At 70.4% G+C, this 16712-nt stretch carries 16 protein-coding genes and 5 tRNA genes; 5 read left to right on the top strand and 16 right to left on the bottom strand.

Annotation, left to right across the window (positions count from 1 at the left end):
• Positions 1-10 precede the first annotated feature (10 nt).
• The 3 genes from RNL97_RS24350 to RNL97_RS24340 are packed head-to-tail and all read right to left on the bottom strand — an operon-like array spanning position 11 to position 2980.
• The gene (locus tag RNL97_RS24350) at positions 11-1186 is read right to left on the bottom strand and encodes a D-alanine--D-alanine ligase family protein (RefSeq protein ID WP_313751191.1); all 1176 of its coding nucleotides are present in this window, start codon (positions 1184-1186) and stop codon (positions 11-13) included.
• A 34-nt stretch (positions 1187-1220) separates the two neighbouring features.
• A complete protein-coding gene (locus RNL97_RS24345) occupies positions 1221-2231 on the bottom strand; it encodes an NAD(P)H-dependent glycerol-3-phosphate dehydrogenase (RefSeq protein WP_030580388.1) in 1011 nt (336 codons plus the stop codon).
• Positions 2228-2980: a lysophospholipid acyltransferase family protein gene (locus RNL97_RS24340; RefSeq protein WP_030580386.1), complete on the bottom strand. Its 753-nt coding sequence runs from the start codon at positions 2978-2980 to the stop codon at positions 2228-2230. The genes RNL97_RS24345 and RNL97_RS24340 overlap by 4 nt, the downstream gene beginning before the upstream one ends.
• Before the next feature lie 146 nt (positions 2981-3126).
• Between RNL97_RS24340 and cofC the strand changes: the two genes are divergently transcribed.
• Together cofC and RNL97_RS24330 are read left to right on the top strand one after the other, a co-directional pair.
• Positions 3127-3813 carry a 2-phospho-L-lactate guanylyltransferase gene (gene cofC / locus RNL97_RS24335; RefSeq protein WP_030580383.1) on the top strand — a complete coding sequence of 229 codons (687 nt, stop codon included), beginning with the start codon at positions 3127-3129 and terminating at the stop codon, positions 3811-3813.
• 10 nt (positions 3814-3823) lie between these two features.
• A complete protein-coding gene (locus tag RNL97_RS24330; protein WP_010062008.1) occupies positions 3824-4027 on the top strand; it encodes a hypothetical protein in 204 nt (67 codons plus the stop codon).
• Positions 4028-4165: 138 nt separating this feature from the next.
• On the opposite strand, the gene RNL97_RS24325 is transcribed toward RNL97_RS24330, so the two are convergent.
• The 4 genes from RNL97_RS24325 to leuC form a co-directional block, all read right to left on the bottom strand.
• Positions 4166-4819, bottom strand: coding sequence for an HU family DNA-binding protein (locus RNL97_RS24325; RefSeq protein WP_030580381.1), 654 nt, complete (start codon positions 4817-4819; stop codon positions 4166-4168).
• A 142-nt stretch (positions 4820-4961) separates the two neighbouring features.
• Positions 4962-5189, bottom strand: coding sequence for an SCO5555 family protein (locus RNL97_RS24320; protein ID WP_030580379.1), 228 nt, complete (start codon positions 5187-5189; stop codon positions 4962-4964).
• A gap of 104 nt (positions 5190-5293) precedes the next feature.
• Positions 5294-5887, bottom strand: coding sequence for a 3-isopropylmalate dehydratase small subunit (leuD, locus tag RNL97_RS24315; RefSeq protein WP_030580377.1), 594 nt, complete (start codon positions 5885-5887; stop codon positions 5294-5296).
• A 2-nt stretch (positions 5888-5889) separates the two neighbouring features.
• Complete coding sequence (gene leuC, locus RNL97_RS24310; RefSeq protein WP_030580375.1) at positions 5890-7317, bottom strand: 3-isopropylmalate dehydratase large subunit; 1428 nt, start codon at positions 7315-7317, stop codon at positions 5890-5892.
• A 173-nt stretch (positions 7318-7490) separates the two neighbouring features.
• Here leuC and ndgR point away from each other — a divergent pair, with 173 nt between their 5' ends.
• Both ndgR and RNL97_RS24300 read left to right on the top strand, forming a co-directional pair.
• Positions 7491-8207, top strand: a complete 717-nt coding sequence (ndgR, locus tag RNL97_RS24305) for an IclR family transcriptional regulator NdgR (protein ID WP_006127859.1) — start codon at positions 7491-7493, stop codon at positions 8205-8207.
• A 48-nt stretch (positions 8208-8255) separates the two neighbouring features.
• A complete protein-coding gene (locus tag RNL97_RS24300) occupies positions 8256-8396 on the top strand; it encodes a hypothetical protein (RefSeq protein ID WP_243315278.1) in 141 nt (46 codons plus the stop codon).
• A 61-nt stretch (positions 8397-8457) separates the two neighbouring features.
• Here the strand turns inward: RNL97_RS24300 and RNL97_RS24295 are convergent.
• The 9 genes from RNL97_RS24295 to RNL97_RS24255 form a co-directional block, all read right to left on the bottom strand.
• A tRNA-Glu gene (locus RNL97_RS24295) sits at positions 8458-8530 on the bottom strand.
• Between the two features lie 20 nt (positions 8531-8550).
• A tRNA-Gln gene (locus RNL97_RS24290) sits at positions 8551-8622 on the bottom strand.
• Between the two features lie 12 nt (positions 8623-8634).
• Positions 8635-8707, bottom strand: a tRNA-Glu gene (locus RNL97_RS24285).
• A gap of 62 nt (positions 8708-8769) precedes the next feature.
• Positions 8770-8842, bottom strand: a tRNA-Glu gene (locus RNL97_RS24280).
• Between the two features lie 27 nt (positions 8843-8869).
• Positions 8870-8941 (bottom strand) — tRNA-Gln (locus tag RNL97_RS24275).
• An 88-nt stretch (positions 8942-9029) separates the two neighbouring features.
• Positions 9030-9749, bottom strand: a complete 720-nt coding sequence (locus RNL97_RS24270; RefSeq protein WP_030580371.1) for an HAD family hydrolase — start codon at positions 9747-9749, stop codon at positions 9030-9032.
• A gap of 97 nt (positions 9750-9846) precedes the next feature.
• Positions 9847-11322, bottom strand: a complete 1476-nt coding sequence (gltX, locus tag RNL97_RS24265; RefSeq protein WP_030580368.1) for a glutamate--tRNA ligase — start codon at positions 11320-11322, stop codon at positions 9847-9849.
• Positions 11315-12100 (bottom strand): fumarylacetoacetate hydrolase family protein, encoded by a 786-nt coding sequence (locus RNL97_RS24260; protein WP_030580365.1) that lies wholly within the window; start codon positions 12098-12100, stop codon positions 11315-11317. Before RNL97_RS24260 ends, gltX begins: the two co-directional genes overlap by 8 nt.
• 94 nt (positions 12101-12194) lie before the next feature.
• On the bottom strand, positions 12195-12377 hold the full coding sequence (locus RNL97_RS24255; RefSeq protein WP_030580362.1) for a hypothetical protein: 183 nt from the start codon (positions 12375-12377) through the stop codon (positions 12195-12197).
• A 582-nt stretch (positions 12378-12959) separates the two neighbouring features.
• Here RNL97_RS24255 and RNL97_RS24250 point away from each other — a divergent pair.
• A complete protein-coding gene (locus RNL97_RS24250) occupies positions 12960-16706 on the top strand; it encodes a sensor histidine kinase (protein WP_030580359.1) in 3747 nt (1248 codons plus the stop codon).
• Positions 16707-16712: the final 6 nt, after the last annotated feature.

Raw genomic sequence — 16712 nt, 5'->3', positions numbered from 1 at the left:
GCCCCTCGTCTCAGCGCAGTCCGGTGGAGCGGGTCAACGCGGCCTGGATCAGCCGGTCGACCAGCTCCGGGTAGTCGACGCCGCTCTCCTGCCACATGCGCGGGTACATGGAGATCGGGGTGAAGCCCGGCAGGGTGTTGATCTCGTTGATGACGAAGGTGCCGTCCTCGGTGAGGAAGAAGTCGGCGCGTACCAGGCCCTCGCAGGAGACCGCGTCGAAGGCGGCGACGGCGAGCCGCTGCACCTCGGCGGTCTGCTCCTCGGTGAGCGGCGCCGGCACCAGACCCGTGGCCGAGTCGATGTACTTGGCCTCGAAGTCGTAGAAGTCGTGCGCGGTGACCGGCGGGATCTCGGCGGGCACGCTGGCGCGCGGGCCGTCCTCGAACTCCAGCACCCCGCACTCGATCTCACGGCCGCGCAGCAGCGACTCGACGAGGAACTTCGGGTCGTGTCGGCGGGCCTCCTCGATCGCCTCGTCGAGCCCTTCGAGGCCGTCGACCTTGGTGATGCCCACCGAGGAGCCGCCGCGGGCGGGCTTGATGAACAGCGGCCAGCCGTGCTCGCCGGCGAAGTCGACAATCCGCTTGCGGGCGGCGGCGGGGTCGTTGTCCCACTCGCGGGGCCGGACGACCTCGTAGGGTCCGACGGGCAGCCCGAAGGAGATGAAGACGCGCTTCATGTACTCCTTGTCCTGGCCGACGGCGGAGGCGAGGACGCCCGCACCGACGTAGGGCACACCGGAGAGTTCGAGAAGGCCCTGGAGGGTGCCGTCCTCCCCGTACGGGCCGTGCAGCACGGGGAAGACGACGTCGACCTCGCCCAGCGCCTTGGGCACCGCGCCGGGCTCGGTGTAGACGACCTCGCGGCTGCCCGGGTCCACGGAGAGCACGACGCTGCCCTCGGCGGATCCGGTGAGCCGGTCCACGTCGGGGACCTTGCGGTCGGTGATGGCCATGCGTTCGGGCTCGTCGGCGGTGAGCGCCCAGCGGCCGTCCGTCGTGATGCCGATCGGCAGGACGTCGTACTTCGTCCGGTCGATGGCCTTCATGACGGCGCCGGCCGTGACGACCGAGATGCCGTGTTCGGAGCTGCGACCGCCGAACACGACGGCCACACGGGGTTTACGGCCGTGCGGCTCAGGGCTCTCGGCGCGCTCAGGGCTCTGGGGGAGGTTCTCGCTGCTCATATCGCGATGAGCGTACCTGCTGGTAAGGGCGGCGTCAGCGTCGCTCGGCCTTGGCGCTCCGCGACATCAGCTCCTTGACGGCGACCACCGGCGACTTGCCCTCGTGGACGATCGAGACGACGGTCTCGGTGATGGGCATGTCGACCCCGTGCCTGCGGGCCAGGTCGAGGACCGATTCGCAGGACTTGACGCCCTCGGCGGTCTGCTTGGTGACGGCGATCGTCTCCTGGAGCGTCATGCCGCGGCCGAGGTTGGTGCCGAAGGTGTGGTTCCGCGAGAGCGGCGAGGAGCAGGTGGCCACCAGGTCGCCCAGGCCGGCGAGGCCGGAGAACGTCAACGGGTCCGCGCCCATGGCCAGGCCCAGTCGGGTGGTCTCGGCGAGGCCCCGGGTGATGAGGGAGCCCTTGGTGTTGTCGCCGAGGCCCATGCCGTCAGCGATGCCGACGGCGAGACCGATGACGTTCTTCACGGCGCCGCCGAGCTCGCAGCCGACCACGTCGGTGTTGGTGTACGGGCGGAAGTACGCGGTGTGGCAGGCGGCCTGGAGGCGCTGGGCGACGGACTCGTCGGAGCAGGCGACGACGGCCGCGGCGGGGCGGCGCTCCGCGATCTCCTTGGCGAGGTTGGGGCCCGAGACGACGGCGATGCGGTCGGCGGAGACCTTGGTGACGTCCGCGATCACCTCGCTCATCAACTCGGCGGTGCCCAGTTCGACGCCCTTCATCAGGGAGACCAGGACGGTGTCCGGCCCCAGGTGCGGGGCCCAGTCGGCGAGGTTGGCGCGCAGCGTCTGGGAGGGCACGACCAGGAAGGCGAACTCCGCGCCGCGCAGGGCCTCGGCGGCGTCGGTGGTGGCGCGGATGGAGTCGGGGAGCACGATGCCCGGGAGGTAGTCCGGGTTGGTGTGCGTGGTGTTGACGGCCTCGGCGACCTCGGCGCGGCGGCCCCAGAGGGTGACGTCGCAGCCCGCGTCGGCGAGGATCACGGCGAAGGCCGTACCCCATGAGCCGGTTCCGAAGACGGCTGCTTTTACGGGGTGCGTCACGTGGGTCCCTTTCCCTGGGCCCTGCGCCGTTGTTCAGCACGGGCTTTGCGGTGATCGTAGAGCTCGGCGGGCGCCTTCTCGCCGCGCAGGTCCTCCAGCTGGCGGGTGACCGCCGCCATGATGACCTCGGTCGCCTCGCGCAGCACCTCCGGCGTGGGCTCCAGGCCGTGGAAGCGACTGAGGTCGACAGGCGGTCCGGCCTGCACCTGGAGCGTCTTGCGGGGGAAGAGCCGGAACTTGTGCTCCTTGGCGTACGGCGGCATCGCGAGGTTCGCGCCCCACTGGGCGACCGGGATGACGGGCGCCTTGGTCATCAGGGCGACCCGGGCGGCCCCGGTCTTCCCGGCCATCGGCCACATGTCGGGGTCCCGGGTGAGGGTGCCCTCGGGGTAGAAGGCGACGCACTCGCCGCGCTCGATGGCGTCCACGGCGGCCCGGAAGGCGTCCAGGGCGTTGGTGGTCTCGCGGTAGACGGGGATCTGGCCGGTGCCGCGCAGCATCATCCCGACGAACGGGGTGCGGAAGAGGGCGGCCTTCGCCAGGAGTCGGGGCACCCGCCCGGTGTTGTACTGGAAGTGGCCGTAGGAGAGCGGGTCCAGATAGGAGTTGTGATTGACGGCGGTGATGAATCCGCCGTCGGCCGGAATGTGCTCCATCCCCCGCCAGTCGCGCTTGAACAGGACCACCAGTGGCGGCTTGGCGATGACCGCCGCCAGGCGGTACCAGAAGCCGATTCTGCGGCGGGACACTCGGATACCTTCCTTAGGATTTCAACCTGCGGCCTGGCTACTGACGGTCAAGTCTCGACCCAGGGCCCTGCTCTGTCGAGAACACCGTACGCCTCACCTTCGGCAGCGGGCCTCCGGGTTGTCGTACCGGCAGGCGAGAATAGGTCCTGACGCGTACGGAGGGGGAGATCGCCACGAACACCGATCCGGCCGGGGCCTGGTCCCTGGTCGTTCCGCTGAAGCCGCTCGCCCGGGCCAAGAGCCGCCTGGGACGGGCGGCGGGCGAGGATGCGCGGCCGCTGCTGGCCCTGGCGTTCGCCCAGGACACGGTGGCCGCGGCGCTGGCCTGTCCCCGGGTGCGGGATGTGGTGGTCGTCACGGACGACGCGGTGGCCGCGGCGGCCCTCTCCGCGCTCGGGGCCCGGATCGTGCCGGACGCTCCGGGGGCCGGGCTCAACGCGGCGCTCGCGCACGGCGCGCGCTCGGCGCGGGCCCTGCGGCCCGCTGCCGCGGTGGCCGCGCTCAACGCGGATCTGCCGGCGCTGCGCAGCGGTGAATTGGCGCGGGTGCTCGATTTTGCCTCCGCTTTTCCCAGCGCTTTTCTCCGGGACGCGGCGGGAATCGGAACGACATTTCTGGCCGCTACGAGCGGCGCGGAATTCCGTCCGGCTTTCGGTGGGCCGTCCGGGCCCCGGCATCTGGCGTCGGGGGCGGTGGAAATAGCGCTGTCCGGAGTCGAGTCGGTGCGCCGGGACGTGGATACGGGCGAGGACCTGCGGGTCGCCCTGGCCCTGGGGGTGGGGCCGCACACGGCGCGGCTCGCGGCCGTGCCCGCCTTCGCCCGCGACCGATAGGCTGCCGCCCATGCAGGCGACCTCGTACACGTACGACCCCGAGACCCGTGGCGGCAGTGTGCTGCTGGACGACGGCACCCCGGTGGAGTTCGACGCCGCGGCTTTCGACGCGGGCGGCCTGCTGCTGCTGCGCCCGGGTCAGCGCGTGCGCATCGAGGGCGAGGGCGAGGGGGCGGCCCTGCGGATCACGCTGGTGACACTGCAGACGTTCTGATCCGGCGCCCGGTGTTCCGGTCCGGTGTTCCGGCCGGACTCCGCTGGGCCGAACGAGGGCCGGACAGCCCGCGGGCCGGGCTCCCCCGGAGGGGAGCCCGGCCCGGCGCGTCGTGAGGAGCGAGCGGGTGCCCGGGGCTCACTTCTTGCGTGCGGTGGCCTTCTTGGCCGTGGTCGTGCGCGCCGTGGTCTTCTTCGCGGGCGCCTTCTTCGCCGTGGCCTTCTTGGCGGGCGCGGTCTTCTTGGCGGTGGCCGTGACCTTCTTGGCCGGGGTCGCCTTCTTCGCGGCCGCGGACGTCTTCTTCGCCGTCCCGGTCGTCTTCTTGGCCGTGGTCTTCTTCGCGGCGGTGGTCTTCGCCGGAGTCGCCTTCTTGGCGGTGGCCTTCTTCGCGGTGGCCTTCTTGGCGGCCGACTTCTTGGCGGCGGCGGCCTTCACCGTCGTGCGGGCGGCGGAAGATCCGCCCGAGAGGCTGCCCTTGGGGGCCTTCTTGACGGCCACGTCGTTCTTGGGGAGCTTCTTCGAGCCGCTCACCAGGTCCTTGAAGCCCTGGCCCGCACGGAAACGGGGCACCGAGGTCTTCTTGACCCGGACGCGCTCACCCGTCTGCGGGTTGCGGGCGTACCGGGCGGGGCGGTCGACCTTCTCGAACGAGCCGAAGCCGGTGACCGAGACACGGTCCCCGGCGACAACGGCACGGACGATCGCGTCGAGTACCGCGTCGACGGCGTCCGCGGCCTGCTGGCGGCCGCCGACCTTGTCGGCAATCGCTTCTACGAGCTGCGCCTTGTTCACGTCTTCCCCTTCGGAGACATTGCCAGAACGAAAGTGTTCAAGCTTTTTCGCACGTTAGGCAGATATATACCGCAAATCAAACACGAAACGGGCTAATCACCCTAGTGCCGCAACGAAGTCGACCGATGCGCAGTTCCACGTGTCAGTCACCTTCGGGGAATCGGCCCTCATCGAGGTCCTTCATCAACCGGTCCAGACGCCTTGCCGCGTCCGGGAGATCGTGCTTCGCCGCGGCCGTGACGACCAACAGCTTCCGGGTCAGCGCCATCCGTACGCCATCCGGGACTTGCAGTGCACGCACCTTCGCGTGCGCTTCCTTCAATCGGTCGGCGACTTGGCCATAGAGCTTGAGTTGGCTGTCGCGTTCCATGCACCGATTGTGCCATCTGGGGCGAGTTGTCGCCCGACGGGGTCTCAACAAGCGACTGCGCCCCCTGCCGGGAGGCAGGGGGCGCAGTCCTGGAAAAGCGCTGCTCAGGCGGCAATGGTACGCGGCTTGAAGGCGGGCCTGGACGCCTCGTACGCGGCGATGTCCGCTTCGTTCTGAAGGGTGAGGCTGATGTCGTCGAGGCCGTTCAGCAGCCGCCAGCGGGCGTTCTCGTCCAGCTCGAAGTCGGCGGTGATGCCCTCGGCGCGGACCTGACGCGCCTCCAGGTCGACGGTCACCTCGGCGGTCGGGTCGGCCTCCGTCAGCTCCCAGAGGGCGTCGACGACCTTCTGCTCCAGCACCACCGTGAGCAGGCCGTTCTTCAGCGAGTTGCCGCGGAAGATGTCGGCGAAGCGGGAGGAGATGACCGTCTTGAAGCCGTAGTTCTGCAGGGCCCAGACCGCGTGTTCGCGGGAGGAGCCCGTACCGAAGTCGGGACCGGCGACCAGGACCGAGGCGCCCTGGCGTTCGGGGCGGTTGAGGACGAAGTTCTCGTCCTTGCGCCAGGCTTCGAAGAGGCCGTCCTCGAACCCGTCGCGAGTGACCTTCTTCAGCCAGTGGGCGGGGATGATCTGGTCGGTGTCGACGTTGCTGCGGCGCAGCGGGACGACCCGGCCGGTGTGCGTGGTGAAGGCTTCCATGGCTATCGGACTCCGGCGGGGGTACGGGCGTCGGACAGGTCGGCGGGCGAGGCCAGATGGCCCAGCACCGCGGTGGCGGCGGCGACCTGGGGCGAGACCAGGTGGGTGCGGCCGCCCTTGCCCTGCCTGCCCTCGAAGTTGCGGTTCGAGGTGGAGGCGGAGCGCTCGCCGGGGGCCAGCTGGTCGGGGTTCATGCCGAGGCACATCGAGCAACCCGCGTGCCGCCATTCGGCGCCGGCCTCGGTGAAGACCTTGTCCAGGCCCTCCGAGACGGCCTGGAGGGCGACCCGCACCGAGCCGGGGACGACCAGCATCCGTACGCCGCTCGCGACTTTGCGGCCGTCCAGGATCGAGGCCGCGTTGCGCAGGTCCTCGATCCGGCCGTTGGTGCAGGAACCTACGAAGACGGTGTCGACGCTGATCTCGCGCAGCGGCTGTCCCGCGGACAACCCCATGTACTCCAGGGCCTTTTCGGCGGCGTGGCGCTCCGAGGCGTCCTCGTACGAAGCCGGGTCGGGGACGTTGGCCGACAGAGGCGCGCCCTGGCCGGGGTTGGTGCCCCAGGTGACGAACGGGGCCAGTTCGGTGGCGTCGATGACGACCTCGGCGTCGAACACGGCGTCGTCGTCGGAGCGCAGGGTGTTCCAGTACGCGACGGCGGCGTCCCACTCCTCGCCCTGCGGGGCGTGGTCGCGGCCCTTGAGGTAGTCGAAGGTGGTGGCGTCGGGGGCGATCATGCCGGCGCGGGCGCCCGCCTCGATCGACATGTTGCAGATGGTCATCCGGGCCTCCATCGAGAGCTTCTCGATGGCGGAGCCGCGGTATTCGAGGATGTAGCCCTGGCCGCCGCCGGTGCCGATCCGGGCGATGATCGCCAGGATCAGGTCCTTCGCGGTGACCTCGTCGGGCAGTTCGCCCTCGACCGTGATGGCCATGGTCTTCGGGCGGGCCAGGGGCAGCGTCTGGGTGGCCAGGACGTGCTCGACCTGGCTGGTGCCGATGCCGAACGCCAGCGCCCCGAACGCGCCGTGCGTGGACGTGTGGGAGTCGCCGCAGACCACGGTGGTGCCGGGCTGGGTCAGCCCCAGCTGCGGGCCGACCACGTGCACGACGCCCTGCTCGACGTCGCCCAGCGGGTGCAGCCGGACGCCGAAGTCCGCGCAGTTCTTGCGCAGCGTCTCCAACTGGGCGCGGGAGACGGGGTCCGCGATCGGCTTGTCGATGTCGAGGGTCGGGGTGTTGTGGTCCTCGGTGGCGATGGTGAGGTCGAGGCGCCGCACGGGACGTCCGGCCTGCCGCAGCCCGTCGAAGGCCTGCGGGCTGGTCACCTCGTGCAGCAGGTGCAGATCGATGAAGAGAAGGTCGGGCTCGCCCTCCGCGCGCCGGACGACATGGTCGTCCCAGACCTTCTCCGCGAGTGTCCTACCCATCGCTTTCCCTCCGGCCGGCGTCTTCGCCGGCCCAACTAGAGATCGGTGCGCCTCCGTCCGGACCCCCGTGCGGGGCGGTGGCTGCGAGCCGTTGTGCGGCCGCTCCTACAGGTTCGCAACTTCCGCAGAAAATTGAACTTGCGTTTCACAGAGTGAGACGGGAGTATCGTCGTATGGACAACTCTAGCGGCGTCGGCGTTCTCGACAAGGCAGCTCTGGTATTGAGCGCCCTGGAGTCCGGTCCGGCCACCCTCGCCGGGCTGGTCGCGGCGACCGGGCTCGCACGGCCCACGGCCCACCGTCTGGCCGTGGCACTGGAACACCACCGGATGGTGGCGAGGGATATGCAGGGCCGGTTCATTCTCGGCCCCCGGCTGTCGGAACTGGCAGCCGCGGCGGGCGAGGACCGCCTGCTGGCCACGGCCGGTCCGGTACTCACCCACCTGCGCGACATCACCGGCGAGAGCGCGCAGCTCTACCGCCGGCAGGGCGACATGCGGATCTGCGTGGCGGCGGCGGAACGGCTGTCCGGACTCCGGGACACGGTGCCGGTCGGCTCCACGCTCACGATGAAGGCGGGCTCCTCCGCCCAGATCCTGATGGCCTGGGAGGAGCCGGAGCGCCTGCACCGGGGCCTCCAGGGCGCCCGCTTCACGGCGACGGCGCTCTCCGGCGTACGCAGGCGGGGCTGGGCCCAGTCGATCGGCGAGCGGGAGCCGGGCGTCGCCTCGGTCTCGGCTCCGGTGCGCGGCCCCTCGAACCGGGTGGTCGCCGCAGTCTCGATCTCCGGACCGATCGAGCGGCTGACCCGCCACCCGGGCCGGATGCACGCTCAGGCGGTCATCGACTCGGCGGCACGGCTGACCGAGGCCCTGCGCCGCAGCGGCTGATCCGGCCCGCCACTCCCCTCCCCCTCTCCGGCAGGCCGCCCCAGCGTCGTGGCGGCCGTTCTCTTGGGGCTCGGATATCCGTGCGGCATCGGCCAGTTGACCCGGCAGGCCCGGATCATCGAGCAGGCCGCGGTGCGCGATGGGGGCGAGTTGGAGGCGTACGACTCGGTGGCGTCGGCCCACCGGTAGGGCCCGATAAAGGAAAAAGGCCCTCCACCGAGGTGAAGGGCCTTTCCGCACTGCTGTGTTGTACCCCCGACCGGATTCGAACCGGCGCTACTGCCGTGAGAGGGCAGCGTGCTAGGCCGCTACACAACGGGGGCGTGGTTACTGCTGACTTGCGCTGGGCTACCAGGACTCGAACCTAGAATGACGGTACCAGAAACCGTAGTGTTGCCAATTACACCATAGCCCATGGTGAGACAAGTACCCCCGACCGGATTCGAACCGGCGCTACTGCCGTGAGAGGGCAGCGTGCTAGGCCGCTACACAACGGGGGCCCTAGCGATCCTGCATCGAGAGCGATGGGTGCGACCCATGATGTTCTCGCGGGAAGGATCTGTACCCCCGACCGGATTCGAACCGGCGCTACTGCCGTGAGAGGGCAGCGTGCTAGGCCGCTACACAACGGGGGCTTGTCCTGCTGGTCGTACTGTACTGCGCTGGGCTACCAGGACTCGAACCTAGAATGACGGTACCAGAAACCGTAGTGTTGCCAATTACACCATAGCCCACTGAAATGCAACCCCTGGCGGGGGCTTCACTTCTGTCTGCGCCTTCCGGCCGGATCTCTCGGCCCGCTCGGGCGGCGCAGAAAGAACATTACCCGAAGGTGTCCGGCGCTCCAAAACGGGTATCGCCTGCCAGCAGGCCCGGCAGTTGGTCGAGCCCGGTGATCCGCACGAGATCGGAGCGTCCGCCCCTGCCCCGCCGGTCGAGCCAGATGCCGGTGAGTCCGGCGGCGACGGCTCCGCTCGCGTCGATGTCCGGCTCGTCGCCCACGTACGCCACTTCGTGCGGCTCCAGCGCGAGCGCCTCGCAGGCCGCGTGGAAGGCGCCGGCCTCCGGTTTGGAGATGCCGAGCTCCACGGCGCAGACCATCGCCTCGAAGCGGTCCCGGACGCCGAGCGCGGTGAGCTTGCGGTGCTGGTGGTCGGTGCTGGAGTTGGACAGGATCGCGTGACGGTAGTCGGGCACCAGGCGGTCCAGGGCCGGCAGCACGTCCGGGAAGAGCGCCCAGGCGGCCTCGTAGTGGGTCACATGGCCGGCGAACCAGTCGTCGGCCTCGGCGTCCGTCATGGCCCGCGAGAGGAACTCCCGCACCCGGTCCCGGCGCTGCCCGAGGAAGTCCGTCTGCCCGGCGGCGACGCGCGCCCAGTGCCGGACGGTGATCGCCTTCCAGGCGTCGAGGGCCTCGTCGACCGATGCGTACGCCTCGGGAAGCCCCGCGAGCCCCAGATGCTGCCGCATGCCCGTGCGGTCGGCACCCGCGTAGTCGAAGATCGTGTCGTCGATGTCCCAGAGCACGGCGCGGATCGGCATGGATCTCACGGTAGCCGTCGGCGGGCCACCGCGGAGGAGGAAACGGGGAGGGCCGCAGCCGGTCGGCTGCGGCCCTCCCCGGAGGCGTCCGGTCCGGTTACCCGGCCAGCTTCGCCAGCGCGGCGTCCACGCGGGCCAGGCTCTTCTCGCGGCCCAGGATCTCCAGGGACTCGAAGAGCGGCAGGCCCACCGTGCGGCCGGTGACGGCGACGCGGACCGGGGCCTGGGCCTTGCCGAGCTTGAGGCCGTGGGCCTCGCCGGCGGCCAGGACGGCGTTCTTCAGCGACTCCGGGTCGCTCCAGTCGGCCGCCTCCAGGTTGGCGCGGGCCGTGGTGAGCAGGGCCACCGGGTCGCCCTTCATCGCCTTGGTCCAGGAGGCCTCGTCGTCCACCGGCTCGTCGAGGAAGAGGAAGTCGACGTTGTCGGTGATGTCGGAGAGCACCGTGACCCGGGTCTGGGCGTACGGGGCGATCCTGGTCCACTTCTCCGCGTCGAAGGCCTCGGGGGCCCAGGGTGCGAAGGGGGCCTTCAGCCAGGGGCCGCAGGCCTCGGTGAAGGTCTTCACATCGAGCATGCGGATGTGCTCGGCGTTGATGTGCTCGCACTTCTTGAGGTCGAAGCGGGCCGGGTTCGCGTTGACGTCCTTGATGTCGAACGCGGCGACCAGTTCGTCCATCGAGAAGATGTCGCGGTCCTCGGCGATCGACCAGCCGAGCAGCGAGAGGTAGTTCAGCAGGCCCTCGGGAAGGAAGCCGCGCTCCCGGTAGAGGTTGAGGGATGCCTGCGGGTCGCGCTTGGAGAGCTTCTTGTTGCCCTCGCCCATGACGTACGGCAGGTGGCCGAAGGCGGGGGTGTCCTTCGCGATGCCCAGCTCGATGAGCGCCCGGTACAGGGCGATCTGGCGCGGGGTGGAGGAGAGCAGGTCCTCGCCGCGCAGGACGTGGGTGATCTCCATCAGGGCGTCGTCGACCGGGTTGACCAGGGTGTAGAGCGGGGCCCCGTTGGCGCGGACGATGCCGTAGTCGGGGACGTTCTCCGGCTGGACGGTGATCTCGCCGCGGACCAGGTCGGTGAAGGTGATCGCCTCGTCGGGCATCCGGAAGCGGACGATCGAGGTGCGGCCCTCGGCCTCGTACGCCGCCTTCTGCTCGGCGGTGAGGTCACGGCAGTGGCCGTCGTAGCCGGACGGCTTCCCGGCGGCGCGGGCGGCGTCGCGGCGGGTGTCCAGCTCCTCGGTGGTGCAGTAGCAGGGGTAGGCGTACCCGGCGGCGAGGAGCTTCTCGGCGACGTCCTTGTACAGGTCCATCCGCTGCGACTGGCGGTAGGGGGCGTGCGGGCCGCCGATCTCGGGGCCCTCGTCCCAGTCCAGGCCGAGCCAGCGCATCGAGTCGAGCAGCTGCTGGTAGGACTCCTCGGAGTCGCGCGCCGCGTCGGTGTCCTCGATCCGGAAGACCAGGGTGCCCTGGTGGTGCCGGGCGAAGGCCCAGTTGAAAAGGGCCGTCCGGACCAGGCCCACGTGGGGGTTTCCGGTCGGGGAGGGACAGAAACGTACACGGACGGGTGCGTTAGCCACGCTTGATCACCTTGTTGGTGAGAGTGCCGATGCCTTCGATGGTGACGGCGACCTCGTCGCCGACGTGCAGGGGTCCGACCCCTGCGGGGGTGCCCGTGAGGATGACGTCGCCCGGGAGGAGGGTCATGGCCTCCGTGATGTGGACGACCAGGTCCTCGATGGAGCGGACCATGTCGCTCGTGCGGCCGAGCTGCCGCTGCTCGCCGTTGACCGTCGCCTGGATGGTGAGGTCGTGGGGGTCGACGTCGGTCTCCACCCAGGGGCCCAGCGGGCAGGAGGTGTCGAAGCCCTTGGCGCGGGCCCACTGCTTCTCGCGCTTCTGCACATCGCGGGCGGTGACGTCGTTCGCGCAGGTGTAGCCGAAGACGACGTCCTTGACGCGCTCGCGGGGGACCTCGCGGCACATGCGGCCGATGACCACGGCCAGCTCGGCCTCGTGGTGCAGCTCTTCGGAGAAGGAGGGGTACTCGATCGCGTCGCCGGAGCCGATCACCGAGGTGGTGGGCTTGAAGAAGGTGATCGGCGCTTCGGGGAGCTCGTGGCCGAGTTCGGCGGCGTGCTCCGCGTAGTTGCGGCCGATGGCCACGACCTTGTTGGGGAGCACGGGGGGCAGCAGCCGGACCTTGTTCAGCGGGACTTTGGTGCCCGAGAGCTCGAAGTCGGCATACGGAATGCCCTTGATGATGTCGAGGACGAGGTCACCGGATTCCACGGTGCCCTGTCCCTCGACGGCGCCGAAGGCGACATTGCCGTCGATGGAGAACCTGGCGATGCGCACGGGATGCTGTCGCCCCTCACTTGCTGGCTTGCTGAAGACTGACGCTCCAGGCTAACGCCGCGGGAGGGGCACAGCTCGCGGATGCCGGGGGTGGCTACCGGGCGACCGCGACCGGGGCTTCCATGAGGATGGTGCGGCGCGGGTTGGCGGTGACGTTGGGCAGGTCGGCAGCGTGCTCCGGCACCGGGGGCGTCTGCAGCGCTTCGGCGTCCTTGAGGTGCGCCAGCGTGGTGCGCCGGGGGTTGGCAATGTTGCGGAACATCGTCGTCGTCTTCATCTGCCGTCAGGACCCTGTCGGTGAGGGCGTCGCTCGTCGCGGCGCCGGCTTGTCGGATTCGCCATCCCTGTAAAGCGTCAGGCTAAACATCCGATTCCCCGCCGGAGCCGGGATGAGGCGACGATCATCATGTGAGTTTGCTCACGAACTAATCGACAATTGACTCATTCCGGGCGACTGGCCGTGATCCAGAAAACGGACATTGCATCACTGAATCCACCATTCCGCTCCTGATCATCGCGACTGGGACACCCCCCACCCCTAGGTAAGTCCTCCGTAAAAGTCCGCTTTACCCACGATCACTCTCCACTGCATGTCACTCGTTCATCACAACGTGTCACGCAGGTCACAGCCCGGTACATGGGCCTTGTTGGAGATCCTGCACTGTGCTGGAATTCCACGCACCGCCGCGGGTTTCAGACCGGCGCGCCGGGGCGCAACGCAGCGCCGAGTGGCGGCGGGAGGGGGAAGTACGCCGGTCGCTCACACGACCACCATGGGGCGCGTCCAGCGCCCCACGACGCCGACACCGCCCTGTCCGCACACGCGGGCGGGACGCCTGGTCCAGAGGTTGCGACGCTAGTGCAGGGACGTTTCAAGAGGGATGGCAGCGCTCCGGCGGAACAGGAGCCGCGCGGCGGGACCGACCGCGGTTCCTCGCCCCAGCACGCCCAGAACCCCGGGCCGGCCGCTGCCGGCGACAACAGCGACCGTGCGCAGCGCCCGGGCTCCACGACGAGCGGTGCGGAGCCGGACACGGCCGCACAGCCGCGCGGACCGGTCGACACCGGCTCGCGAATAGCGCTCCGTAACTGGCGCATCAGCACGCGACTGGTCTCGCTCCTCGCCCTCCCCGTGGTCGCCGCGACCAGCCTGGGCGGTCTGAGGATCAACGAGTCCATGACCGACATGCAGCAGCTGGAGCACATGCAGCTGCTGACGAAGATGACCAAGCAGGCGACCTCGCTCGCCCAGGCTCTCCAGGTGGAGCGCGACCAGTCGGCCGGTCCGCTGTCGAACAAGTCCAAGCCCACCGACTACAAGGTCACCGGGCCCCGGGACAAGACCGACCGGGCCAAGAACGCCTTCCTCGACGAGACCGACTCCATCGGCGACACCCAGGGCAACGAGTCGCTGGAGAGCATCCACGCGAGCATCGGGGCGATCGCCTCCCAGCTCGGCAACATCCGCACGATCCGCAAGACGGCGTACGAAGAGGGCACGCCGAGTCTCAACACGATCGACCAGTACAGCCAGCTGATCACCTCGCTGCTGAGCCTCTCGCAGGACATGGCGCAGGCGACCAGCAACCCGGACATGATCAAGCGGACCCGGGCCCTGGCGGCGTTCTCCTCCGCCAAGGAGTACGCCTCCGTCCAGCGCGCGATCATCGCCGCGGCGCTGCCCGGCGGGTCGGTCAAGGAGCCGCACCTCAACCCGAACGACCGGCAGTTCGGTAAGAACGCGCAGGAGAAGGAGGGCCGCGCCCTCCTGTCGTTCAAGCAGATCTACGCGGCGACCGGGCAGAGCGCCGAAGAGCTCATGGCGCCCCTGGACAACGGCAACCCGGAGATCAACGCCGGGAACATGTACGCCAAGCGGATCCTGACCACCACGAACGGGATCGAGGGCAAGCAGGTCCGGTCGTACCTGGACTGGTACGACCAGAGCACCATCAAGATCAAGGCCATGGAGACGATCGAGGCCACCCTCCTCAGCGACATGGAGGCCAAGGCCCGCGAGCTGCGCCAGGCCTCCCAGCGCGACGCGATCGTCAACGGTGCGGTCATCTTCATCGTGCTCGGCGTCTCGCTCGTCGGCGCCTTCGTGGTGGCCCGCTCCATGATCCGGTCCCTGCGCCGCCTCCAGGACACCGCCACCCGCGTCGCCCAGGACCGGCTGCCCGAGCTCGTCAAGCAGCTCTCCGAGACCGACCCGCAGGACGTCGACACCTCCGTCGAGTCGGTCGGTGTGCACTCCCGGGACGAGATCGGCCAGGTGGCCGCGGCCTTCGACGACGTGCACCGTGAGGCCGTCCGCCTCGCCGCCGAGCAGGCCCTCCTCCGGGGCAACGTCAACGCGATGTTCACCAACCTCTCGCGCCGCTCCCAGGGCCTCATCCAGCGCCAGCTCTCGCTCATCTCCGAGCTGGAGTCGCGCGAGGCCGACCCGGACCAGCTGTCCTCGCTCTTCAAGCTCGACCACCTCGCGACCCGTATGCGCCGGAACGGCGAGAACCTCCTCGTCCTCGCGGGCGAGGAGCCGGGCCGCCGGTGGACCCGCCCCGTCCCGCTGGTCGACGTGCTCCGCGCCGCCGCGTCCGAGGTGGAGCAGTACGAGCGCATCGAGCTGTCGGCGGTGCCCGCCACCGAGGTCGCGGGCCGCGTCGTCAACGACCTCGTGCACCTGCTCGCCGAGCTGCTGGAGAACGCCACGTCGTTCTCCTCGCCGCAGACGAAGGTCAAGGTCACCGGTCACGCGCTGCCCGACGGCCGCGTCCTGGTCGAGATCCACGACACCGGTATCGGCCTCTCCCCCGAGGACCTCGCCGCGATCAACGAGCGGCTCGCGCAGCCGCCGACGGTGGACGTCTCCGTCTCCCGCCGCATGGGTCTGTTCGTGGTCGGCCGGCTGTCGCTGCGTCACGGCATCCGGATCCAGCTGCGCCCCTCCGACTCCGGCGGTACGACCGCGCTGGTCATGCTGCCCGTCGACGTCGCGCACGGCGGCAAGCAGCCCCCGTCCAAGCAGGGCCCCGGCCAGCAGCCCGGCGCCCCGGGCGGTCTGCTCGCGGGCAACGGGAACGGTGCGGGCAACGCCCAGCGCACCGGCCTCGGCAGCGGTCCGGGCGGTCCGGGCGCCAAGAGCCTCGGCGGCGCCCAGCGCGGCCAGGTCGGCGCGGGCGCGGGTCCCCGGGCGGCACTGCCGGCCCGGGACGGGTCAGCGGGCCGGCCGCAGGGCCCGCAGGGCGGCGGCCAGCCGAACAACGGCGGCCCCGGCCAGGACTTCCCGGGCCAGGGCCCGGCCCCGCAGCGCCAGGGCGGCGGTCTCTCCGGCGCCTTCGGCAACAGCGCCCGGCTCGGCGCCCGCGGCCCCCAGGGCGATGCGCCCGGCCGCGGCGACGGCGGCTCACAGCCCAACCTGTTCGGCCACGGCGCTCCGGCGTCCTCCGGGCAGAACGGCCGCCCGGGCCAGTTCGCCCCGCAGAACCAGCAGGCCCCGTCCGGCTGGCAGAACCAGCAGGGCCAGAACGGGCAGCAGAACCAGTCGAACCAGCAGGGCCCCGGGGGGCAGCAGCCCCAGAGCCGCCAGGAGCAGGGCGGTTTCCCGCAGCCCGGCGGCCCCGGCCGTCAGCTTCCGCCGCCCGGTGGGCCGCGCGCCGAGCTGCCCGGGGGCGACCCGCAGCCGCAGCGTCCCGCCGCCACCAGCTGGGGCGCCGACGCCCCACGCGGTCACGAGGAGCACGACGCGACCGGGCAGTTCGCCCGTCCGGCGGGCCCCGGCCAGGACCCGTCCTTCAACGGCCCGCCGAACCAGCGGCCCTCGGGCGACTTCCAGGGTCCCGGCGCGACCTCCGAGTTCGCCCGGCCGGACTTCTCGGGCCAGGGCGCTCCGCAGGACCGCTCGTACCCGCAGCAGGCTCCGCAGGGCCAGGACCCGGCGAGCACGGCGCAGTTCGCCCGGCCGGACTTCGGTGGCCCGCACCAGCCCCAGCAGGGCCAGGGCCAGGACCACCAGCTGCCCGCGCCGCGAGGCAACGACTTCGGTGCGCCGCGTCCGTCCGCCTCCCCGGCGGGCGAGGCTCCGTACCGTCCGGCGCTCCCCCAGCAGCCGGAGGCCCTGCCTCCGGCCGGTCCCGGGGACGGGCGTACGCCGCTGTACGACACGCTGGAGACGAACTGGTTCCACGGTCCGGGCCAGGGCGGTCAGCAGCCGCCCGCCGAGCCGCAGGCGCCGGCCGCTCCGGAGCCCACCGGTGTGCCGGTTCCGCCGCTGCCTCAGCGCGGTGCGGCCGACGCCCCGGTCACCAGTTCGTGGCGGGCCTCGCCCAACGACGAACTCGTACGCCAGGCCGAGCGGGTCAAGAAGCCCGCCGCCGGCGGTGTCACCACCTCCGGGCTGCCTCGCCGTGTTCCCCGCGCCAATTTGGTTCCGGGGACCGCACAGCAGCAGAATCACCAGTCCGGACCTCAGGTTTCGCGCGCGCCCGATGACGTGCGCGGTCGTCTGACCAATCTCCGCCGGGGCATCCAGCAGGGTCGGCAGGCCAACAACGGCTCGCAGACCGGCAGTTTCCATCTCGGCCCCACTCACCAGCAGGAGCGTTAGTTGAGC

Origin of the sequence: Streptomyces parvus, from assembly GCF_032121415.1 — a bacterium.
Classification (GTDB): Bacteria; Actinomycetota; Actinomycetes; order Streptomycetales; family Streptomycetaceae; genus Streptomyces; species Streptomyces globisporus_A.
Note: the sequence above shows the minus strand (reverse complement) of the source record. Positions and strands in the feature narration are given on the sequence as shown.

Bases quoted from the DNA above. Each gene is read 5' to 3' on its own strand.
- RNL97_RS24350 (WP_313751191.1), bottom strand. From the start codon at position 1,186: ATGAGCAGCGAGAACCTCCCCCAGAGCCCTGAGCGCGCCGAGAGCCCT.
- RNL97_RS24330 (WP_010062008.1), top strand. From the start codon at position 3,824: ATGCAGGCGACCTCGTACACGTACGACCCCGAGACCCGTGGCGGCAGT.
- RNL97_RS24320 (WP_030580379.1), bottom strand. From the start codon at position 5,189: ATGGAACGCGACAGCCAACTCAAGCTCTATGGCCAAGTCGCCGACCGA.
- leuD (WP_030580377.1), bottom strand. From the start codon at position 5,887: ATGGAAGCCTTCACCACGCACACCGGCCGGGTCGTCCCGCTGCGCCGC.
- leuC (WP_030580375.1), bottom strand. From the start codon at position 7,317: ATGGGTAGGACACTCGCGGAGAAGGTCTGGGACGACCATGTCGTCCGG.
- ndgR (WP_006127859.1), top strand. From the start codon at position 7,491: ATGGACAACTCTAGCGGCGTCGGCGTTCTCGACAAGGCAGCTCTGGTA.
- RNL97_RS24270 (WP_030580371.1), bottom strand. From the start codon at position 9,749: ATGCCGATCCGCGCCGTGCTCTGGGACATCGACGACACGATCTTCGAC.
- RNL97_RS24255 (WP_030580362.1), bottom strand. From the start codon at position 12,377: ATGAAGACGACGACGATGTTCCGCAACATTGCCAACCCCCGGCGCACC.